Annotated in this window: 13 protein-coding genes and 1 pseudogene; 8 read left to right on the top strand and 6 right to left on the bottom strand. The window is 71.0% G+C overall.

Annotated elements, in window-relative coordinates:
• Positions 1 to 148: 148 nt before the first annotated feature.
• Positions 149 to 334, top strand: a pseudogene (locus tag ABZ374_RS38760) (LuxR C-terminal-related transcriptional regulator); the annotation flags it as partial.
• 29 nt (positions 335 to 363) lie between these two features.
• Positions 364 to 807: an SRPBCC family protein gene (locus ABZ374_RS38755; RefSeq protein ID WP_360320861.1), complete on the top strand. Its 444-nt coding sequence runs from the start codon at positions 364 to 366 to the stop codon at positions 805 to 807.
• A 109-nt stretch (positions 808 to 916) separates the two neighbouring features.
• On the opposite strand, the gene ABZ374_RS38750 is transcribed toward ABZ374_RS38755, so the two are convergent.
• Positions 917 to 3,115, bottom strand: coding sequence for an MMPL family transporter (locus ABZ374_RS38750; RefSeq protein WP_360320858.1), 2,199 nt, complete (start codon positions 3,113 to 3,115; stop codon positions 917 to 919).
• 255 nt (positions 3,116 to 3,370) lie between these two features.
• Between ABZ374_RS38750 and ABZ374_RS38745 the strand changes: the two genes are divergently transcribed.
• Both ABZ374_RS38745 and glgX read left to right on the top strand, forming a co-directional pair.
• Positions 3,371 to 4,087, top strand: coding sequence for a rhomboid-like protein (locus ABZ374_RS38745; RefSeq protein WP_360320855.1), 717 nt, complete (start codon positions 3,371 to 3,373; stop codon positions 4,085 to 4,087).
• A 67-nt stretch (positions 4,088 to 4,154) separates the two neighbouring features.
• Entirely contained in the window at positions 4,155 to 6,275 is a 2,121-nt protein-coding gene (gene glgX, locus ABZ374_RS38740; RefSeq protein WP_360320852.1) for a glycogen debranching protein GlgX, read from the top strand.
• A 64-nt stretch (positions 6,276 to 6,339) separates the two neighbouring features.
• Here the strand turns inward: glgX and ABZ374_RS38735 are convergent, their stop codons facing one another.
• A complete protein-coding gene (locus tag ABZ374_RS38735) occupies positions 6,340 to 8,352 on the bottom strand; it encodes a phosphocholine-specific phospholipase C (protein WP_360320849.1) in 2,013 nt (670 codons plus the stop codon).
• A 38-nt stretch (positions 8,353 to 8,390) separates the two neighbouring features.
• Positions 8,391 to 9,827, bottom strand: a complete 1,437-nt coding sequence (locus ABZ374_RS38730) for a hypothetical protein (RefSeq protein WP_360320847.1) — start codon at positions 9,825 to 9,827, stop codon at positions 8,391 to 8,393.
• Positions 9,828 to 10,621: 794 nt separating this feature from the next.
• Between ABZ374_RS38730 and ABZ374_RS38725 the strand changes: the two genes are divergently transcribed.
• On the top strand, positions 10,622 to 11,014 hold the full coding sequence (locus ABZ374_RS38725) for a DUF2267 domain-containing protein (protein ID WP_360320845.1): 393 nt from the start codon (positions 10,622 to 10,624) through the stop codon (positions 11,012 to 11,014).
• A 24-nt stretch (positions 11,015 to 11,038) separates the two neighbouring features.
• Here ABZ374_RS38725 and ABZ374_RS38720 read toward each other — a convergent pair whose 3' ends face one another.
• Both ABZ374_RS38720 and ABZ374_RS38715 read right to left on the bottom strand, forming a co-directional pair.
• Positions 11,039 to 11,641: a TetR/AcrR family transcriptional regulator gene (locus ABZ374_RS38720; protein ID WP_360320843.1), complete on the bottom strand. Its 603-nt coding sequence runs from the start codon at positions 11,639 to 11,641 to the stop codon at positions 11,039 to 11,041.
• Between the two features lie 247 nt (positions 11,642 to 11,888).
• Positions 11,889 to 12,569: a class I SAM-dependent methyltransferase gene (locus ABZ374_RS38715; protein ID WP_360320840.1), complete on the bottom strand. Its 681-nt coding sequence runs from the start codon at positions 12,567 to 12,569 to the stop codon at positions 11,889 to 11,891.
• A gap of 140 nt (positions 12,570 to 12,709) precedes the next feature.
• On the opposite strand from ABZ374_RS38715, the gene ABZ374_RS38710 reads away from it, so the two are divergent.
• The gene (locus ABZ374_RS38710) at positions 12,710 to 13,576 is read left to right on the top strand and encodes an SAM-dependent methyltransferase (RefSeq protein WP_360320837.1); all 867 of its coding nucleotides are present in this window, start codon (positions 12,710 to 12,712) and stop codon (positions 13,574 to 13,576) included.
• A gap of 57 nt (positions 13,577 to 13,633) precedes the next feature.
• Here the strand turns inward: ABZ374_RS38710 and ABZ374_RS38705 are convergent, their stop codons facing one another.
• On the bottom strand, positions 13,634 to 15,079 hold the full coding sequence (locus tag ABZ374_RS38705; protein WP_360320834.1) for an amidase family protein: 1,446 nt from the start codon (positions 15,077 to 15,079) through the stop codon (positions 13,634 to 13,636).
• Between the two features lie 261 nt (positions 15,080 to 15,340).
• Here ABZ374_RS38705 and ABZ374_RS38700 point away from each other — a divergent pair, with 261 nt between their 5' ends.
• Together ABZ374_RS38700 and ABZ374_RS38695 are read left to right on the top strand one after the other, a co-directional pair.
• Entirely contained in the window at positions 15,341 to 16,459 is a 1,119-nt protein-coding gene (locus ABZ374_RS38700) for an MBL fold metallo-hydrolase (RefSeq protein ID WP_360320831.1), read from the top strand.
• Positions 16,460 to 16,612: 153 nt separating this feature from the next.
• Positions 16,613 to 17,176, top strand: a complete 564-nt coding sequence (locus ABZ374_RS38695; RefSeq protein ID WP_360320828.1) for a hypothetical protein — start codon at positions 16,613 to 16,615, stop codon at positions 17,174 to 17,176.
• Positions 17,177 to 17,192: the final 16 nt, after the last annotated feature.

Raw genomic sequence — 17,192 nt, 5'->3', positions numbered from 1 at the left:
CGACCTACCGTATGGCCGTGACCGACTGTCGATGGGACCAACGGCACCCGGTCGCCGTCGACGTCGGTTGGCGCTCTTCTTCGCGCCGCTCGACACCGCGGCGACCCTGTGGGGCCTGGTCTGGTGGCCGGCCCACCCCGGTCCGCTCGCCTGGACGATGCGGGCGGCCGAGGTACTCGCGGGCCCGGGCGAGGGCCGGTCCAACGCACAGATCGCGTCCCGCCTGTTCCTGTCGGAGGCCACCGTGAAGGGCTACGTCTCCCGACCGCTCGACAAACCCGGCCGCGCCAACCGCACCCAGGCGGGCCTGATCGCCCACGACGCGGGCACCTGACGCCCGGGTCGACCTGACAGGATGGCCGCATGCCCCTGGTGGAAGCGTCGGTCGAGGTCCCGGTCGATCCCGCGACGGCGTTCGCGATCTCCCAGACCACCGGCGCGGTGCGCCGACGGTGGGATCCGTTCATCCGCAGCCAACGCTTCCTGGACGGCGCGACCGAGCCGGGCAAGGGCGTCCGCACCCTCACCGTCCACCGGGCCGGCTTTCGGATGATCAGCGAATACGTCTCGTACCAACCGCCGACGAACGTGGGCATGCGGATGGTCGAGGGATCGTGGTTCTTCGCCAGGATGGGCGGCGGCCGGCGCTTCACCGCGATCCCGAACGACCCGAACCGCGCCCGAGCCGTCCGGCGCTACAACTTCACCTGCCACCCCCGCTGGTCGGCACCGATCGCCGAGCGCATCGGGACACTCGTGTTTCGACGCGAGATCGAGCACCGGATCGCCCGCTTCGCGCGCGCCTGACCCGGTCGTGCCGGCGGCGATCCGCGACGACCGGGTGCCTCCGGCGGGACGTGATCGAGCGGCGCCCGACTGAGCGACGAGGTGCCCCCGGCGCGGGCGGCGCGGCCGATCAGGTGCCGCCGCCTGCGGCGGATGCGCCGCCGGCCAGGCGTTCCTCCAGGCGCTTGCCCTCGATGTCGGGGTCGGGGACGTATTTGGCGAACCACTGCGGGTGGTACCAGAGCTTGGCGCGGACGATCGCCATCGTCGCCGGGACCAGGGTCAGCCGGACCACGAAGGCGTCCAGGAAGACACCGACCGCGAAGCTGAAGCCGATCGCCTTGATGGTCGGATCGTCGGTGAACATGAAGGCGACGAAGATCGCGAACATGATCAGCGCGGCCGCCGTCACCACCCGCGCGGACAGTGCGGTGCCGCGCGCGACCGCACCGCGCGCATCGCCCGTGGTGGTGAAGTCCTCCTTGATCCGGGAGACGACGAACACCTCGTAGTCGCTGGACAATCCGAAGATGATCGCGAGCATCAGGATCGGCAGGAAGCTGATCGTCTCGGTCGGGGTGATGCCGAAGATGTGCTCGCCCCAGCCCCATTGGAACATCGCAACCTGGGCGCCGAAGGCCGCCCCGACCGACAGCAGGAAGCCGATGATCGACGTGATCGGCACCAGGATGGTCCGAAACGCGAGGGTGAGCAGCACGAACGCCAGCCCGATCACCACGATCAGGAACACCGGCAGCGCGGCGGAGAGCTTGGCGGACACGTCGATGTTGGACGCGGTACTGCCGCCGACCAGGATCGGGGCCCCGACGCCGGCCTCGATCGCCGCACGGTTGTCCCGAATGTGGTGCACCAGGTCGGCGGTGGCGCCGGAGTTGGGCCCGGTCGTGGGAATCACCCGGACCACGGCGACCTGGTCGTTCGTGGCGAGCGGGCCTGCCGCCGCCACGTCCGGCTGCTGTTTGAGCGCGGTCACCAGGTTCTGCATACCGGTCTGATTCACCGGCCCGTCGGCGACCACCAGGAGGGGCCCGTTGAACCCGGGTCCGAAGCTCGCCGCGGTCAGGTCGTAGGCCTTGCGTTGGGTGGAGGACTTCGGTTGCGAGGCGCCGCTGGGCAGCCCCAGTTCCATGCTCGTCGCCGGGATCGCCAGCACGAGCAACAGGCCGATACCGACGACCAGCATCGGGATCCGGAAGCGCACCACGAAACGTGCCCAGGACGCGCCGAAGGTCCGGGCCGGTTCGGTCGCGGTGATCCGCGCAACCTCCTCGTGGTGCCCGGGCCGCAAGCGCGTATCGATGAACGAGACGACCTTGGGTCCGGCGAAGCCCAGGATCGCGGGCAGCAGGGTGAGCGCGATCAGCAACGCGACCGCCACCGCCGCGGCGGCGCACAAGCCCATCACGGTCAGGAACGGGATGCCCACGACGGCCAGCCCGCACAGGGCGATGACGACGGTGAGGCCGGCGAAGACCACCGAGCTGCCGGCGGTGCCCAGGGCCAGGGCCCCGGACTCCTCGACGGCCATCCCGCCGATCAGATTGTTGCGGTGTCTGAACAGGATGAAGAGTCCGTAGTCGATGCCGCAGGACAACCCGAGCATCAGCGCCACCGTGGTGGACGCGGACGCGATGGTCACCACCGACGCGACCGCGGTCACGCCCATCAGGACGACCACCACACCGATGATCGCGGTGACGATCGGCACGCCGGCGGCCACCACCGCGCCGAACGTGATCAGCAGGATGACCAGCGCGATCGCCAGACCGATGACCTCCGGCAGTTCGGAGGGGGTGATCCGCCAGCCCGGGTACACACTGCCCGAGTACTCGACCTCGACCCCGGCCTGCCGAGCCGGTGCCACCGCGTCCTTCAGCGCGTCCAGGGTGGAGTCCTCGACGTCGGCCGGCTGCACGGAGTACTGCACCCAGCCGAGCGCGACCTGCTGGTCCGGTGCCACCCCCTGATCGGTGAACGGGTCGGACACCGACACCACTTGCGGCACCGTCCGCAACTGGGCGACGGCCGCCTCGATGCCGGCCTGCGGACCCTGGTCGGTGACCTTGGCCGTGCCCTTCGCGGCGAACACCACCTGGGTCTGGGCGCCGCCGAGCGCAGGCAGCTTCTCGTTCAGCAGGTCGGTCGTACGCTGCGACTCGGTCCCGGGGATCGTGAACGTGTCGTCGGTCTTGCCCCCGCTCACCGTCGCGAGCACGACGGCGGCCACCGCAACGGCCAGCCACACCGCCAACACGAGGCGCCGATGCCGAAACGCCCATTGCCCCAGCCGGAACAGATAGGTGGACAAGCCGCTTCCCTCCGCACCGACCGACAGGCCGCAACCCCTGCACGGACCGCCACACGACGCCCCGCACCCGCATTCCTGATTCGCCCATATTTTCCCTGTTTCGCCCCATCGATCCGCGTCGACGCGCCGACGAACCCGAGGCCGGCGCCGAACCGAACGGCGCGTCGGAGGGCCGGACGAGCCCGCGCCCACGTCGGGGCCGGAACACCGCGGGGATGGTCTTCGTGGTTGTATCGAGCGGACGTCCGACTCCCGATGGGAAGACCATTGCCCCTGCCCGGCCCGGATTCGACCCGGCGAGCCCTCGGTGCGGTCCGGAACTGGCTGGTTTCGGCTCCCGGTACCTATCTCTGGCTGCTGATCCTCCATGTGACGACGGCCGATCTGTATGTGCGGCTGACCGCCGACGAGCGCATCACCTTCCTACGGCACCGGAGCACGAACCTGCACAACCTCGACGTCGCGCCGCTGCGGGTGTTGGTGGCCAGCGCCGTGTGGGACCAGGGGATGCATCTGCTCAAGTTCACCGTGATGTTCACCGTGTTGTGCGCGGTCGCCGAGCGGTGGATCGGGACTCGGCGATGGCTGGCCGTGGTCGCCCTCGGGCACGTGGGCGCCACCCTCGTCAGCCAGGCGATCGTGCTGGCGCAGATCCACGCCGGCACCCTGCCGCAAAGTACGCGGTTCCAACTGGACGTCGGCCCCAGCTACGGATACATGGCCGTCGCGGGGCTGCTCTGCTACCGGATCGTCGGACCGTGGCGCCTGCCCTACTTCGCGGGCCTGGCCCTGTACGTCGTCCTACCGCTGCTCGTCCACCGCGACTTCACCGCGATCGGACACCTCAGCGCGGTATTGATCGGGCTGTGCTGCCGCCGGCTCACGCGCGGACGACCGAAGTGGGACTCGGGGGCGTGGTGGCGCGCGACACGTCCGCGCCTCGACCCGCGCCTCGTGCTCGCGAAGCGGTGACGAGACACGACGTCGCACCATGCCGTTAATGGGATTTTTGTCCGAAATGAACGGCTAATCTCCCTGCATGCACGCATGGAATGGCAGGTCCCAGCCCCTCGGCGCCACCTTCGACGGCTCGGGCACCAACTTCGCGCTGTTCTCCGAGGTCGCCGAGCGTGTCGAGCTCGCGCTGATCGACGACGACGGCACCGAACGGCGGGTGCCGCTGCCCGAGGTGGACGGCTTCGTGTGGCACGGGTACCTGCCCGGCGTCGGTCCGGGCACACGCTACGGGTATCGCGTCCACGGACCGCACGATCCCGACCGCGGGCATCGTTGCAACCCCGCGAAGATCCTGATCGACCCCTACGCCAGGGCGATCGACGGCACCACCGACGGCGACCCGTCGCTGCTCGACTACCGCCCCGAGGCCCGGGATCAACAGAACACGTCGGACAACCTGGGTCACACCATGTTGTCGGTGGTGACCGATTCGACCTTCGACTGGGGCGACGACCGCAGCCCGAACCGGCCGTACCACGAGACGGTGATCTACGAGGCGCACGTCAAGGGCATGACCCGCACCCATCCCGACGTCCCGGAACACCGACGCGGCACCTACGCCGGCCTCGCCCACCCCGCCGTGATCGAGCACCTGACCACCCTCGGCGTCACCGCGATCGAGTTGATGCCGGTACACCAGTTCGTCCAGGACGGCTCGCTGCTCGACCGAGGGTTGTCGAACTACTGGGGCTACAACACCATCGGCTTCCTCGCCCCGCACAACGCCTACTCGTCCTCCGGGACCCGAGGCGAACAGGTCACCGAGTTCAAGGCGATGGTCAAGGCCCTGCACGCGGCCGGGATCGAGGTCATCCTCGACGTCGTCTACAACCACACCGCCGAGGGCAACGAACTGGGCCCGACCCTGTCCTTCCGCGGCATCGACAACGCCTCGTACTACCGTCTGGTGGACGACGATCCGGCGCACTACTACGACACCACCGGCACCGGGAACAGCCTGCTGATGCGCCACCCCAACGTGCTCCAGTTGATCATGGACTCGCTGCGCCACTGGGTCACCGAGATGCACGTCGACGGCTTCCGCTTCGATCTGGCGGCCACCCTGGCCCGGCAGTTCCACGAGGTGGACCGGCTCTCCGCGTTCTTCGACCTGGTCCAGCAGGATCCGGTGGTCAGCCGGGTCAAGTTGATCGCCGAGCCGTGGGATCTGGGCGAAGGCGGCTACCAGGTGGGCAACTTCCCACCGCTGTGGAGCGAGTGGAACGGCAAGTACCGGGACTGTGTACGCGACTTCTGGCGCGGTACGGACGGCGTGTTGCCCGAGTTCGCGGCCCGGCTGACCGGTTCCTCCGACCTGTACACGAGCGAGCATCGCAGGCCGCTCGCGGGTGTCAACTTCGTCACCGCACACGACGGCTTCACCCTGCGCGACCTGGTGTCGTACAACGGCAAGCACAACCGGGCCAACGGCGAACAGGGCCGCGACGGCGCCGACGACAACCGCTCGTGGAACTCCGGCGCCGAGGGCGACACCGACGACCCGAGCGTGTGCGCGCTGCGCGAGCGCCGCCAACGCAACCTGCTCACCACGCTGTTCGTCGCGCAGGGTGTGCCGATGCTCGCGCACGGCGACGAACTCGGCCGCAGCCAGCAGGGCAACAACAACGTGTACTGCCAGGACAACGAGATCGCGTGGATGGACTGGGCCCGGGCCGCCGCCGACCCGGCCCGCCGGAACCTGCTGGAGTTCACCCGCGGCCTGGTCCGACTCCGCGCCGCGCACCCGGTGTTGCGCCGCCGGCGCTTCTTCCGCGGCGACGGCGCCGACGGCCCGGCCGACCTGCTGTGGTTCCGCCCGGACGGCGCGGAGATGACCGGGGCGGACTGGAACCGCCCCGACGCCCGCTCGGTGGTGGTCTTCCTCAACGGGGACGCCATCTCCGAACGCGACGCACGAGGCGGGCCGATCGTCGACGACTCGTTCCTGTTCGTGCTCAACGCCCACTACGAGGGCATCGAGGTCCGCATCCCGGTCCTGCGCGACGGGGGCGACGTGTGGCACGTCGCGGTCGACACCGCCGACCCGGACGGCGCCGACGAGGTGGAGGTCAAGGCGGGCGGCGTCCGGGCCGTGCGGGCGCACAGCGCCCTCGTCCTGATCCGGCGCCGCCACCCCGAATGAGCGCGGCCCGCGTCGCCTCGCCGCCGGGCTTCCGCACGGCGGGGCGACGCGGACCGGCCGCCGATCAGTCCCGGTTCGACGGGTGGAGCGTACCGGCGTAACGGCGGGTGAACCCGTCCGCCGCCGCGACCGTGACGTCGTAGCGGCCGTGCGCGTCGGTCGGCCACGTCACGGTGTCCCGGTCCCGGGCGCCGACCCACTGATCCCGGGCCGTGCCGCCGAAGTCGTTCGGCGTGATGGTGAACCGCAGGTCGGTGTCACCCTCGTTGCCCAGCCGCAGTTCCACCCGGCCCGCGTCGGGCCGCCGACCGTGCAGCGTGGCCCGGACCGAGGGCACGGCGATGTCGCGCTGCGGGTCGCGGACCACGGTGCCGGCGAAGCGCCGGACGAAGCCGTCCGCACCGTGCACGCTGAAGTCGTAGACGCCGTCGGTGCCGGCCGCGTCCCACACGTAGGTCGCGCTCTTGCCCGGTGCGACGGTGAACGGGGTGCCCGCGAACGGGAGCACGATGTTGGGGAACACGGTGAAGTGATAGGTCACCGTGCCCTCGTTGGCCAGCGTGCACTGCACTCGGCCGGTCTTGCGGTCGACGGTGACATCCGCCCAGGGACGGTACGGCAGCGGCCGATGCGGGCGGTAACCGGGTTCCTGGGTGGGCACCTGCTGGGCGCCCGCCGCCGGCAGTTTGACGCCGGGCAGCGCCTTGGCCGCGTCCGCCTTGGCGATCAAGGGGTTGGTGTCCGGCAGCGCCGGAATCGTGTAGTCGGGGCGGGTGAAGTCGAAGCACGAGGTGAGGTCGCCGCAGACCGCGCGGCGCCAGGCGGAGATGTTGGGTTCGTTCACCCCGGTCACCGTCTCCAGGAAGCGCAGCACCGAAGTGTGGTCGGCCACCTGGGAGTTGACCTGACCGCCGCGGCTCCAGGGCGAGGCGATCCACAGCGGTACGCGCGAGCCCAGGCCGATCGGCCGGCCGCCGACGAACTCCTCCGGGGTGCCCGGCTCGGGCATCGGCGGCACCACGTGGTCGAAGTAGCCGTCGTTCTCGTCGTACATCAGCAGGAACACGGTGTGCTTCCACACCTCGGGGTTGGCGAACATCGACTGCATCGCGGTGTTCACCCAGTGCGCGCCGTAGTTGGGCCCGGCGTCCGGGTGTTCGCTGAACAGGTAGGGCGCGACCAACCAGGAGACGGTGGGCAGCGTGCCGTCCTTGCAGTGCGCGTCGAACGCGGTCAGGTCCCACTTGGTCATCGCGTTGATGTAACGCGGGTCGTCCTTGGGGAAGTTGTGGAACTGCTTGAAGTAGGACAGGCCGTTGTCGTCGTAGTCGCCGTAGCGCTCGTCCTTGCTCGGGTTGTGGTAGACGCGCCAGCTCACCCCGGCTGCGGACAACCGCTCGGCGTAGGTGGTCCAGTCGGCGACCGGGTTGTCGGTGACGGGGGTGTTGTCGGTCCACGGGCCGGTGGTGCCGTCCCGGCCGGGTCCGGCGGTGCCCGACCACAGGTAGAGCCGGTTCGGGTCGGTGGGGCCGTTGAGCGAGGTGAAGTAGGCGTCGCAGACCGTGAACGCGTCGGCGAGGGCGTACTGGTACGGGATGTCCTCGCGGGTGAAGTAGCCCATCGAGCGTTCGCCCTTGGCCGCGACCCAGCGGTTCTGCGCACCGTTGTTGACCGCGGTGTGGCCGGTGCTCCAGTCGTGCGGGAGGCCGCCGGCGTTCTGCGCGTTGTACTTGGTGGAGTCCATCCGATACGGCAACAGGTAGCCGCCGTCGGTGCGGCCGGGGTGCGGCTGGCGGAACACGTCGTCGCCGTTCGGCAACACCAGGCCCTGGCGGTCGGCGAAGCCGCGCACGCCGGCGAGGGCGCCGAGGTAGTGGTCGAAGCTGCGGTTCTCCTGCATCAGGATCACCACGTGCCGAACGTCCTTGATACTGCCGGGCTTCGGCCGACGGGCGGCGTCCGCGGCGGGATCGGGTGTCGGGTCGGCGTACGCGGGGGTCGCGGTGAAGCCCACCGCGCCGGCCGCGCCGACGGCGGCGGAGGCGCCCACGAAGGAGCGGCGGCTGAACTCGGTCATGACGAAACGGTCCTTTTCGGAAGGGGAGGGGACGCGGGTCAGGCGCGCAGCGTGAAGGTGGCGACGGCGGCGGCGTGGTCGCTGGGCCAGCCGTTGCCGGCGGTGCCCGGGATCGGCTTGGGCCAGCCGGTGACCAGGCTGTGCGCCTCCTCGGCGGACAGCGGTCCGGCGGTGTGCAGCGCGTCGATCCGGTCCTGCGGTTGGGTCGGGTCCACCGGCGACCAGGTGTTGCCGGGCTCGCGCGCCGGGTCGTGGTGTCGGTCACGGAACACGTCGGCCAGTCGGGCCTGTTCGAGCAGTTGGGTGACCGGCCAGCGCACCGGCCCGGACGTCCCGTGCGCGCCGGCGGTGCGGGCGGTCCAGTCCAGGTGCGAGGGCGAGGACAGGGCGCCCGCGAGCAGTACCGGGGTGTCCCGGGCGGCCCGCAGGTCGGGCGCCATCGCCGCGACCAGGGCTCCGGCCTGGCGGTAGCGCAGGCTCGCCCGTTCGGCCGCCTCGGCCTGCGCGGGGGTGCGGCCGCGCCGAATCCCGATCGGCCCGTAGTCCCCCTCGTCCAGGCGCGTGGTCCACACCCGGACGGCACGCACCCCGGGCGCCCGCACGGTCGCCGCCACCGCCGGCAGCTCGGCGCTCGCCGGGCGCGGGTCGGTGAGCGGGTGCCGGCTGATCAGCGCGAGTCCGGCCGGGTCCTCGTGGACCGCCCAACCCAGCGCCTGGGCCACCGCCTTGCCCAGCACGCCGCCGGTGTCCTGCAACGCCAGGACGTCCAGCTCCTGGGTCAGCGCGAGCCGCAACACCTTGGTCACCGCGCCGTCCACGTGCTTGCCCGCGTCCCACGCGTCGAGGCCGGCGACCTTGAGCGTGACGGCGCGCGCGTTGCGCCGGACCGGTATCTGCACGGTGAGCTGCGAGGTGGCGCCGGTCGCGCCGTCGCGGCCTTCGACCACGAGGACGCCCGGCCGGCGCGCGCCGGTACGCGGGGCCTCGGCGGTGACAACGCCGTCGGTACCGACGCCGAGCCACCCGTCGCCGCCGCGGGCCCGGAAGGTGACGCCCTGGCCGGACTGTTGCCCGTTCGAGGCGGTCCACAGCCCGGCCAGGCGCACGGTCGCGGTCTCCCCCGGGGCGATCGCCGCACCGGTGACGGTGTCCACCGCGAACCGGGGCCGGGGCGGCACCGGCCGCACCGCGAAACCGAACGGCGTGGTCTGCGCCAGGATGCCGTAGCCGTCCTTGGCCAACAGGTAGGCGGTGTAGGGGCCGTCCGTAAGGCCCTGCGTGTCGATGGTCACCTCGCCCTCGGCGGTGGTGACGTACTTCCAGGCCAACGACCCCCCGCTGCCCGGCTGCCGAGCCCCGTCGTAGACCCCGACCCAGTTCTTCGCGTGCGGCGCGTCGGTGGCGAACCGAAAGGTCAGCGCATCACCCTCCTTCGGCACGGTGGGACGCAGAAGAGTGAGCAAACTCCCTGACATATCGTCAATTCCTTTCCACAACAGAGGCGGCGACGTCGAGACGGAGAACGGCACCCGAGCACCCGAGCACCCGAGCCGAGGCCGGGACCGGCGGAGCCGACGACTACGGGGCGAACCGGCGTGCGCGCGGTGCAACTGCGCCCGCTCGTGGGCGAACTCGGGACCTGGGAGTCGTGTCCGGAACAGGGCCGACGGTGATCGAGATGTTGCGGCCACGGAAGGTGGGCACGGAAATGCTCCAGGCGGAAGTCGAGTTGTCTGTACAACTCGGCTCAGTAGGCCGGCACCCGATGGCCGGGGCGTGAACACATCCGCACCGCCGGGCAAGCTTCACGGGAAGAGCCGGCGCTCCCGGACCGGGCCACGAGGGCGAGTGCCGCCCCGCGCGATCGGCGGCATGGCGGACGGAGCAACAACCGGGCACCCGTCGGCTTCGGCCGCCGGCTGGGCCGAGCAACGATACGCAGGGCGATGGGTCGGACCCGAAAGGTCACGACGCACACGGGCGGAGAGGCCCACGCTCCCGCGCCGGGCTGAGTCTCCGCTTGTCAAGTCTCCTACGGAGAGTTATAAGGTGGAGTGCACCTTCTGTGCCCAGGCCCCCTCCGTGGCCCGAGAAAAATGGCGCGCGGCAGCACGGCGCGCGGCGCCGGACCACGACGGGTCCTCCCCGGCGCAGAGGTCGGTGCGGACCGCCGCACCGGCGTCCCGAGGCCGCCCGTCCCGGTCGCCGGCCGGCCCGCCCGCCCCGATCGCCTCGACGGCTGACGGAAGACGGAAGAAGGGCCGATACGATGCCGATGCGATGGGAATCCTTCCTCGCGGCAGTCCAGGAGCGGGGCGAATACTCCTCCCCCGAGGAGGCGGAACGAGCCGTCCGGGTCGTCCTCGCCCTCCTGGGCGCACACCTCGTCGGCGGCGAAAGTGCCGAGCTGGCCGCCCGGCTCCCCGAGACCTGCGCCGTGGTGCTGCTCAACCCGCTCCCCGCACACGAGCCACTCAGTGCCGACCGCTTCGTCCGGGCCACCGGCGCGTGGATCGAGGGCGCGACGGACGAAACCGCGAAATGGGACGTCGGAGCGGTACTCAGCGTCGTGGCCGACGCCACCGACGAAAATCTGATGAGCCGCCTGCTCCTGCAACTGCCGCCGGGCTACGACATGCTCTTCGGCCGCCCCCGACGCTGACTCGTCGGGTCGCGCCGCGGTGGCTCAGGCCGGTTCGACGCGCAGGAACCGGGTGAGCAACAGCCGCAACATCGGCGCCTGCTCCAGTGGGGCGAAGCCCGGATCGGTCGCCAGCCGTGCGAAGACCCCGTCGATCTGAGCCGCGATCCAGGTCGCCGCGTCGTCGGCGTTCAGCCCGGCGTCGATCCGCCCGGCCGCGGCGGCACGACGCAACAAATCGGCGATGCCGGACCGGAGTTGGCGGTCGTTGCGGGCCACCAGCGCGGCGATGCCCTCGTCCCGCTGGGCCTCCGCCGCGGTGTCCAGCGCGAGACCCGCGAACTCGGGGTCGGCGGCCAGCTCGACGACCGTGTCGATCAGCGTGAACAGCGCCGCGAGCGCGTCCTCCTCGGCGACCAGCCGTTCCAGGAACTCTGCGGTCTGCACGCCCTCGCTCTCGATCAGCGCCACGATGATCGCGTGCTTGCTCGGGAAGTAGTGGAAGAGATTCCCCGGACTCATCCCCGCGCGTTTGCAGATGTCCGCGGTCCGGGTGCCGTGGAAGCCCATCTGCGCGAAGCAGGACGCGGCGGCCTCCAGAATCTGGCGTCGCTTGGCTGCGTGCTTGACGGGATCGACGGTGCGCATGGGGCACTCACTCTACCGCGCACCCGCCGCCCCGCGTCGCCGGCCGGCCGGCGACGCGCAGACGCACGATGAGCCGGAACCGGATCGACGGATCACCGGCGAGGCTCCGACAAGATCGACCCGCGGCCGCCGAACACCGTCGCGCGACCGCCCCGATCGCGCATCCGGCCCGCACCCCCGAACCCGACCGACGTCGGCCGCGTCCGCCGCCGGGCCTCCGCCCGGGCCGCACTCCCCCGGCCCCTCGTCACCCCAAAGGTTCCGCCGCGTGCTCCGCCCCCGGTTTGCGCGCCAGGAAGACCGCGTGCCGCCGCTTCACCCCGTCGCCGGGCTCGCATTCCAGCCGCGCGGTGACCACCAGCCCGGCCCGCCCCAACAGGCCCACGATCTGCTCGGCCGGCAGGAAGTACGACGCGTAGGAGACCGGATGTCCCCCGTACGCCCGAATCGGCCGCACCTGCTCGCCGTCCCCGATGTAGTCGCCCAACATGAGCCACCCACCGGGCGCGAGGGTACGGGCGAATTCGGCGAAGACCATCGGCAGGCACTCCGGTGGCGTGTGATGAATGACGAAATAGCAGAGAATCCCGCCGAGTTCGTCATTCGCGATGTCCAGCGCGGTCATCGATCCCGGCACGAACCGCAGTTCCGGATGGGCCCGTCGAGCCGACTCGATCATCCTTGGCGACAGGTCGACGCCGAAGGCGGCCAACCCCAGCGAGGCCAGATACGCGGTCACCTGCCCCGGCCCGCAGCCCAGATCGGCGACCGGCCCACGATCCGCGACCCGCACGAGTTCGGCGAACGCGCCCAACATCGAGCGCGACAACGGATCCAACTCCGCCGGCGCCTTCACCACCCGGGCGTATTCATCGCAAACAGTGTCGTACGACCGCCGAATCGCCGCCAAATAGGACGGCTCGACCATCCGATCAACCCCTTCCACCAACGCGAATCCACCGCAACAACCGGCCCGGGCCCGCCGATTCGTCGCACGCCGGCCCGAACTGCCGTTCGTCACAGTAGTCTCGGCACAACCGTGCCGGTGGTTGTCCGAAGGGTGAACCCGTGACGTCGATATCGCACAACGACGAGGACGCCTGGCGGCTGCCGCGTCTGGACGAGGTCGAGGCGGAAACCGTCCCGGCCGGGATCGATACGAGCATCCCGCATACCGCGCGGATCTACGACTATCTCTTGGGCGGCAAGAACAACTTCGCCGTGGACCGCGCGGCGGCCGAGCACATCCTGGCCGCGATGCCGGATCTGCCCACCACGCTCCGGCTCAATCGGCTCTTCCTCCAGCGCAGCGTGCGCTACGCCGCGCGGCGCGGCATCCGGCAGTTCCTGGACATCGGCACCGGCATCCCCACCGGCGGCAACACCCACGAGGCGGCACACCAGGTCGCGCCGGACGCCCGGGTGGCGTACGTGGACAACGACCCGATCGTGCTCGTGCACGGTCGGGCGCTGATGACCGACGCCGGCCCGGGACGCACCACCTTCACCCGGGCCGACCTGCGCGACCCGAAGGCGATCCTGACCGCACCCGAGGTGCTGGAGGTGATCGACTTCGCCGAGCCGGTCGCGCTGATGCTGGTCGCCATCCTGCACTTCGTCAGGGACGAGGAGAACCCGGAGCAGATCGTCGCCACACTGCGCGACGCCCTCGCCCCGGGCAGCATGCTCATCCTGTCGCACGCGTCCTGGGACGCCGACCCCGCTCGTGGCCGGGCCGGTGCGGCCGGCTGGAAGAACGCCTCCGCCGAGATGACCATGCGCGACCACGATCGGGTCCGGGCCTTCTTCGACGGCTTCGAGCTGGTCGAACCACCTGGTATCCGCCCGCACTGGAACCCGGACGGCGAACCCGAGGATGCCTTGGACTCCCTCGAAAACGTATGGGGCTACGGCGGCGTCGGCCACCTGCGCTGAACCGCGGCACGGGTCGACGGACCCGAAGGCCCGTCGTCCCGACATCGGCCGCCGTACTCAGCCCCCGGCCGGCCCGGTCGGCCACGGCGCCTGCCCCGGCCACGGCGCGGCCTCTTCCAACTGCGCCGACAGTCGCAGCAGTTCCGCCTCGGCCCCGAGCCGACCGGTGAGCTGGATCGCCACCGGCAGGCCCGCCTCGTCGAAGCCCGCCGGCACGCTCGCCGCGGGCAGTCCCGAGACGTTGAACACCGAGGTGAACCAGGTCATCTTCGCCGCGTGCGCGTACATGCTCGCCGGGTTGCTCGTGTCCAACACCCCGAGTTCGGGTACCGGAACACCCAACGTCGGGCTCAGCCACACGTCGTGGGTTTCGAAGAACGGCGCCACCTCGCGACCGATCCGAACCACCGTCTGCAGCGCGCGGACCAGATCCTGGCCGCGCATGCCGACCGTGTTCTCGCGGATCACTCGGGTGAACGGTTCGAGGTCGTCCTCGCGCAATTCGCGGCCCAGTTCGGCGAGTCGGTCGTCGATCTGGGTGTTCGTGGCCGCCGCCATCACCTGGCCGAGGGCCCGGCCGGTCGCCGGACCGTCCCACACCGGCGCGCCCTCCTCGACCCGATGGCCCAACTCGGCGAGCAGCGCCGCCGTGCGCTCGACCGCCCGAACGGCCGCCGGGTGGGCCGGCGTTCCGTCCACACTCGCCGTCGCGAAGCCGATCCGCAGCCGCCCCGGCGCGGTGTCCAACGCGGCCAGGAAGGATCCGGCGGCCGGCATCGCCAGCGTGGCGTACGGCTCGCCGGCGACGGGGCCGGCGGCAACGTCGAGCAGCGCCGCGGAGTCGCGGACCGTACGGGTGACCGCGTGCGCCATCGCCAACGGGTAGGCCAGCGCGGACAGACCGTGGTCGTCCGGAACCCGGCCGCGCGAGGGCTTGAGCCCGAACAGGCCGCAGCACGCCGCCGGAATCCGAATCGAGCCGCCGCCGTCGTTGGCGTGCGCGGCGGGCAACATCCCGCCCGCGACGGCCGCCGCCGAGCCGCCGGAGGAACCGCCCGTCGAATGGGTGGTCCGCCAAGGGTTGCGCGACGGGCCGTGCAGAAGCGGTTCGGTACTGGCGTTCTTGCCGAATTCGGGAGTGTTGGTCTTGCCCACGATCACCAGTCCGGCGCGGCGGTAGCGGGTGGCCAACTCGCCGTCCCGCTCGGCGACCGCGTCGGCGAACAACCGCGAACCGTGCGTACTCACCATGCCGGCGACATCGCAGGCGAGGTCCTTCACCGCGAACGGCACACCCCGCAGCGGCCCGTCGGGCAGGACCCCCTCGGCCTCGGCCCGAGCCGCCTCGAACCGGGTGGCCACGAACGCGTGCAGCGCCGGGTCGCGCTCCTGGATCCGAGCGATCACCGCGTCGAGAATCTCGATCGGCTTGACCGTGCCCTGCCGCACGAGATCGGCCAACCCCACCGCGTCGTTGTCGTCCAGCAGTTCACCGGTGTCCATGGTGGTGCCTCGTTTCGATCGCCTTGATCGATCGCCTCGATCGATCAAATGCATGATGCAGTCAAGCAATCGAGATGACAAGGACGACAATCGACCGACCGTCGGCATGACCCCCGTCCCGACGGGAATCGCGATTCGGGGAACGTGTCACCCCCGCTGTCGGTTGAAGACCCGAGGGAGACACGATCCGGGGGCGACGCGCCGCAAGCACGGGGCGCCCCAGGACGACACGACCCGAGGCCGACACAGGGAGAGTGGACGATGGCACGTAACGTAGCGGCTCGGCGACTGGTCGCGGGCGGGCTGGCGCTGGCCGCCGCCGGGTGGGCCCTGCGGGACGTCCCGGCGGAATTCGGTGGGCGGGCCGAAGGAGAGCGGCTCGCCCGCTTTCTGCGCTCGCCGCAGTTCCACGAGGGCGCGTTCCGCAACCCGGTGCCCGCCGATCTGGTCGCGGCCGGCAGCGCACCGCAGCTCATCGGCCAGATGCTCCGCAATCGCGACGAGCGCCGCCCCGCCGCCCCCGTGCCGCTGGTCACCTCGCCGAGCACACCGCCGGCCCAGGACGGGCTGAGCGCCGTCTGGTACGGCCACGCGACCACCCTGGTCGAGATCGAGGGCCGCCGGGTGTTGTTCGACCCGGTCTGGAGCGAGCGGGTGTCCCCCAGCCAACTCGTCGGCCCGCGCCGGCTGCACCCGCTCCCGATCCCCTCGGCCGCGCTGCCGACCCTGGACGCGGTGGTCATCTCGCACGATCACTACGACCACCTCGACCGGGCGACGGTACGCACCCTCACCGCCACCCAGACCGCGCCGTTCCTGGTGCCCCTGGGCATCGGCGCCCACCTGGAGCGCTGGAACGTACCCGCCTCCCGCATCATCGAACTCGACTGGGAGGAGGACGCCGTCGTCGCCGGCCTGCGCTTCACCGCGACCGCGGCCCGCCACTTCTCCGGTCGTACCCTGCGCCGCAACGACACGCTCTGGGGCTCGTGGGTCGTCGCCGGCACCCGACACCGGGTCTTCTACGCCGGCGACTCCGGCTACTTCGACGGCTACGCCCGCATCGGCGCGGCGCACGGCCCGTTCGACCTGACCCTGATGCCGATCGGCGCCTACAGCCCGAGTTGGCCCGACATCCACATGAACCCGGAGGAGGCGATCACCGCCCACCTCGACCTCGGCGGCCGGGTGTTGCTGCCGGTGCACTGGGCCACCTTCAACCTGGCGCTGCACCCGTGGGCCGAACCGGTCGACCGCCTGTGGCGCGAGGCCAAGGCCAAGGACGTTCAACTCGCCGTCCCCCGCCCCGGCGACCGCATCGACACCGCCACGCCGTCCCAGCCGACCCCCTGGTGGAACCTGCTCACCAACACCGCCTGACCACGCTTCGCGCCCCGTACCGGCGCGCGACCCGGAGGCGAAAGGCGGAGGAGGGCGGGGGCGGAATACGGAATACGGGGGAAAAGCCTCGGTGGAGACCTCCCGGACCGCAGTAGCATCGGCCGCCTGTGATCTCAGCGAGGGGAGCATCGCGTGCGGGCGATCGTGGGCGTGACCGTATCGGCCGTCATCCTGTTGGCGGCCTGCGACGACACCGACTCCGCGAAGGACCGAACCGCGCCTCCGCCCTCGACGACCGCACCCGGCGCGGTCGTTCCGCCGCCGGCGACATCCGCACCGCCGGCATCGACCGCCTCCGGCGCACCGAGCCCGGCGGCCCCGTCCCAGACCCGGGCGGCACCGCAGGGCCGGTCGACCGAGGCGGCGATCCAGCGCTACGAGCAGTACCTGCACGCCGTGGGCCGCGAGGACCTCACCACAGTCTGCGAAATCGCCGGCCCGGCGGCCAAGCAGGCCGAGCGGGAGGGCGCCGGCCCGTGCACCGCGTCCTTCCCGATCACCTTCCAAATGATCTCCCCCGCGCAGAAGAAGGCCCTGCAAACCGCCACGGTCGACCCCAAGCTGGTCTCGGTGCGTCCGCCCGACAAGGTGCACGTCCCGGTCGGAGCGGTCCGCGCCACCGTCCGGTTCTCCGAGAGCGGCCTCGGCGACATCACCCTCCAGTACCTCGACAACGCGTGGTACATCGTCGCCTGACCAGGCGGGCCGACCC

This window comes from Embleya sp. NPDC005971 (assembly GCF_040629175.1).
Taxonomy (GTDB): Bacteria; Actinomycetota; Actinomycetes; order Streptomycetales; family Streptomycetaceae; genus Embleya.
The sequence above is the reverse complement of the archived record's forward strand: the minus strand, read 5'-3'. Positions and strand labels throughout refer to the sequence as shown.

What these genes read in the sequence shown, in the direction of transcription:
- ABZ374_RS38755 (WP_360320861.1), top strand. Translation starts at nt 364, where the DNA reads ATGCCCCTGGTGGAAGCGTCGGTCGAGGTCCCGGTCGATCCCGCGACG.
- ABZ374_RS38745 (WP_360320855.1), top strand. Translation starts at nt 3,371, where the DNA reads ATGGGAAGACCATTGCCCCTGCCCGGCCCGGATTCGACCCGGCGAGCC.
- glgX (WP_360320852.1), top strand. Translation starts at nt 4,155, where the DNA reads ATGCACGCATGGAATGGCAGGTCCCAGCCCCTCGGCGCCACCTTCGAC.
- ABZ374_RS38735 (WP_360320849.1), bottom strand. Translation starts at nt 8,352, where the DNA reads ATGACCGAGTTCAGCCGCCGCTCCTTCGTGGGCGCCTCCGCCGCCGTC.
- ABZ374_RS38730 (WP_360320847.1), bottom strand. Translation starts at nt 9,827, where the DNA reads ATGTCAGGGAGTTTGCTCACTCTTCTGCGTCCCACCGTGCCGAAGGAG.
- ABZ374_RS38725 (WP_360320845.1), top strand. Translation starts at nt 10,622, where the DNA reads ATGCCGATGCGATGGGAATCCTTCCTCGCGGCAGTCCAGGAGCGGGGC.
- ABZ374_RS38720 (WP_360320843.1), bottom strand. Translation starts at nt 11,641, where the DNA reads ATGCGCACCGTCGATCCCGTCAAGCACGCAGCCAAGCGACGCCAGATT.
- ABZ374_RS38715 (WP_360320840.1), bottom strand. Translation starts at nt 12,569, where the DNA reads ATGGTCGAGCCGTCCTATTTGGCGGCGATTCGGCGGTCGTACGACACT.
- ABZ374_RS38705 (WP_360320834.1), bottom strand. Translation starts at nt 15,079, where the DNA reads ATGGACACCGGTGAACTGCTGGACGACAACGACGCGGTGGGGTTGGCC.
- ABZ374_RS38700 (WP_360320831.1), top strand. Translation starts at nt 15,341, where the DNA reads ATGGCACGTAACGTAGCGGCTCGGCGACTGGTCGCGGGCGGGCTGGCG.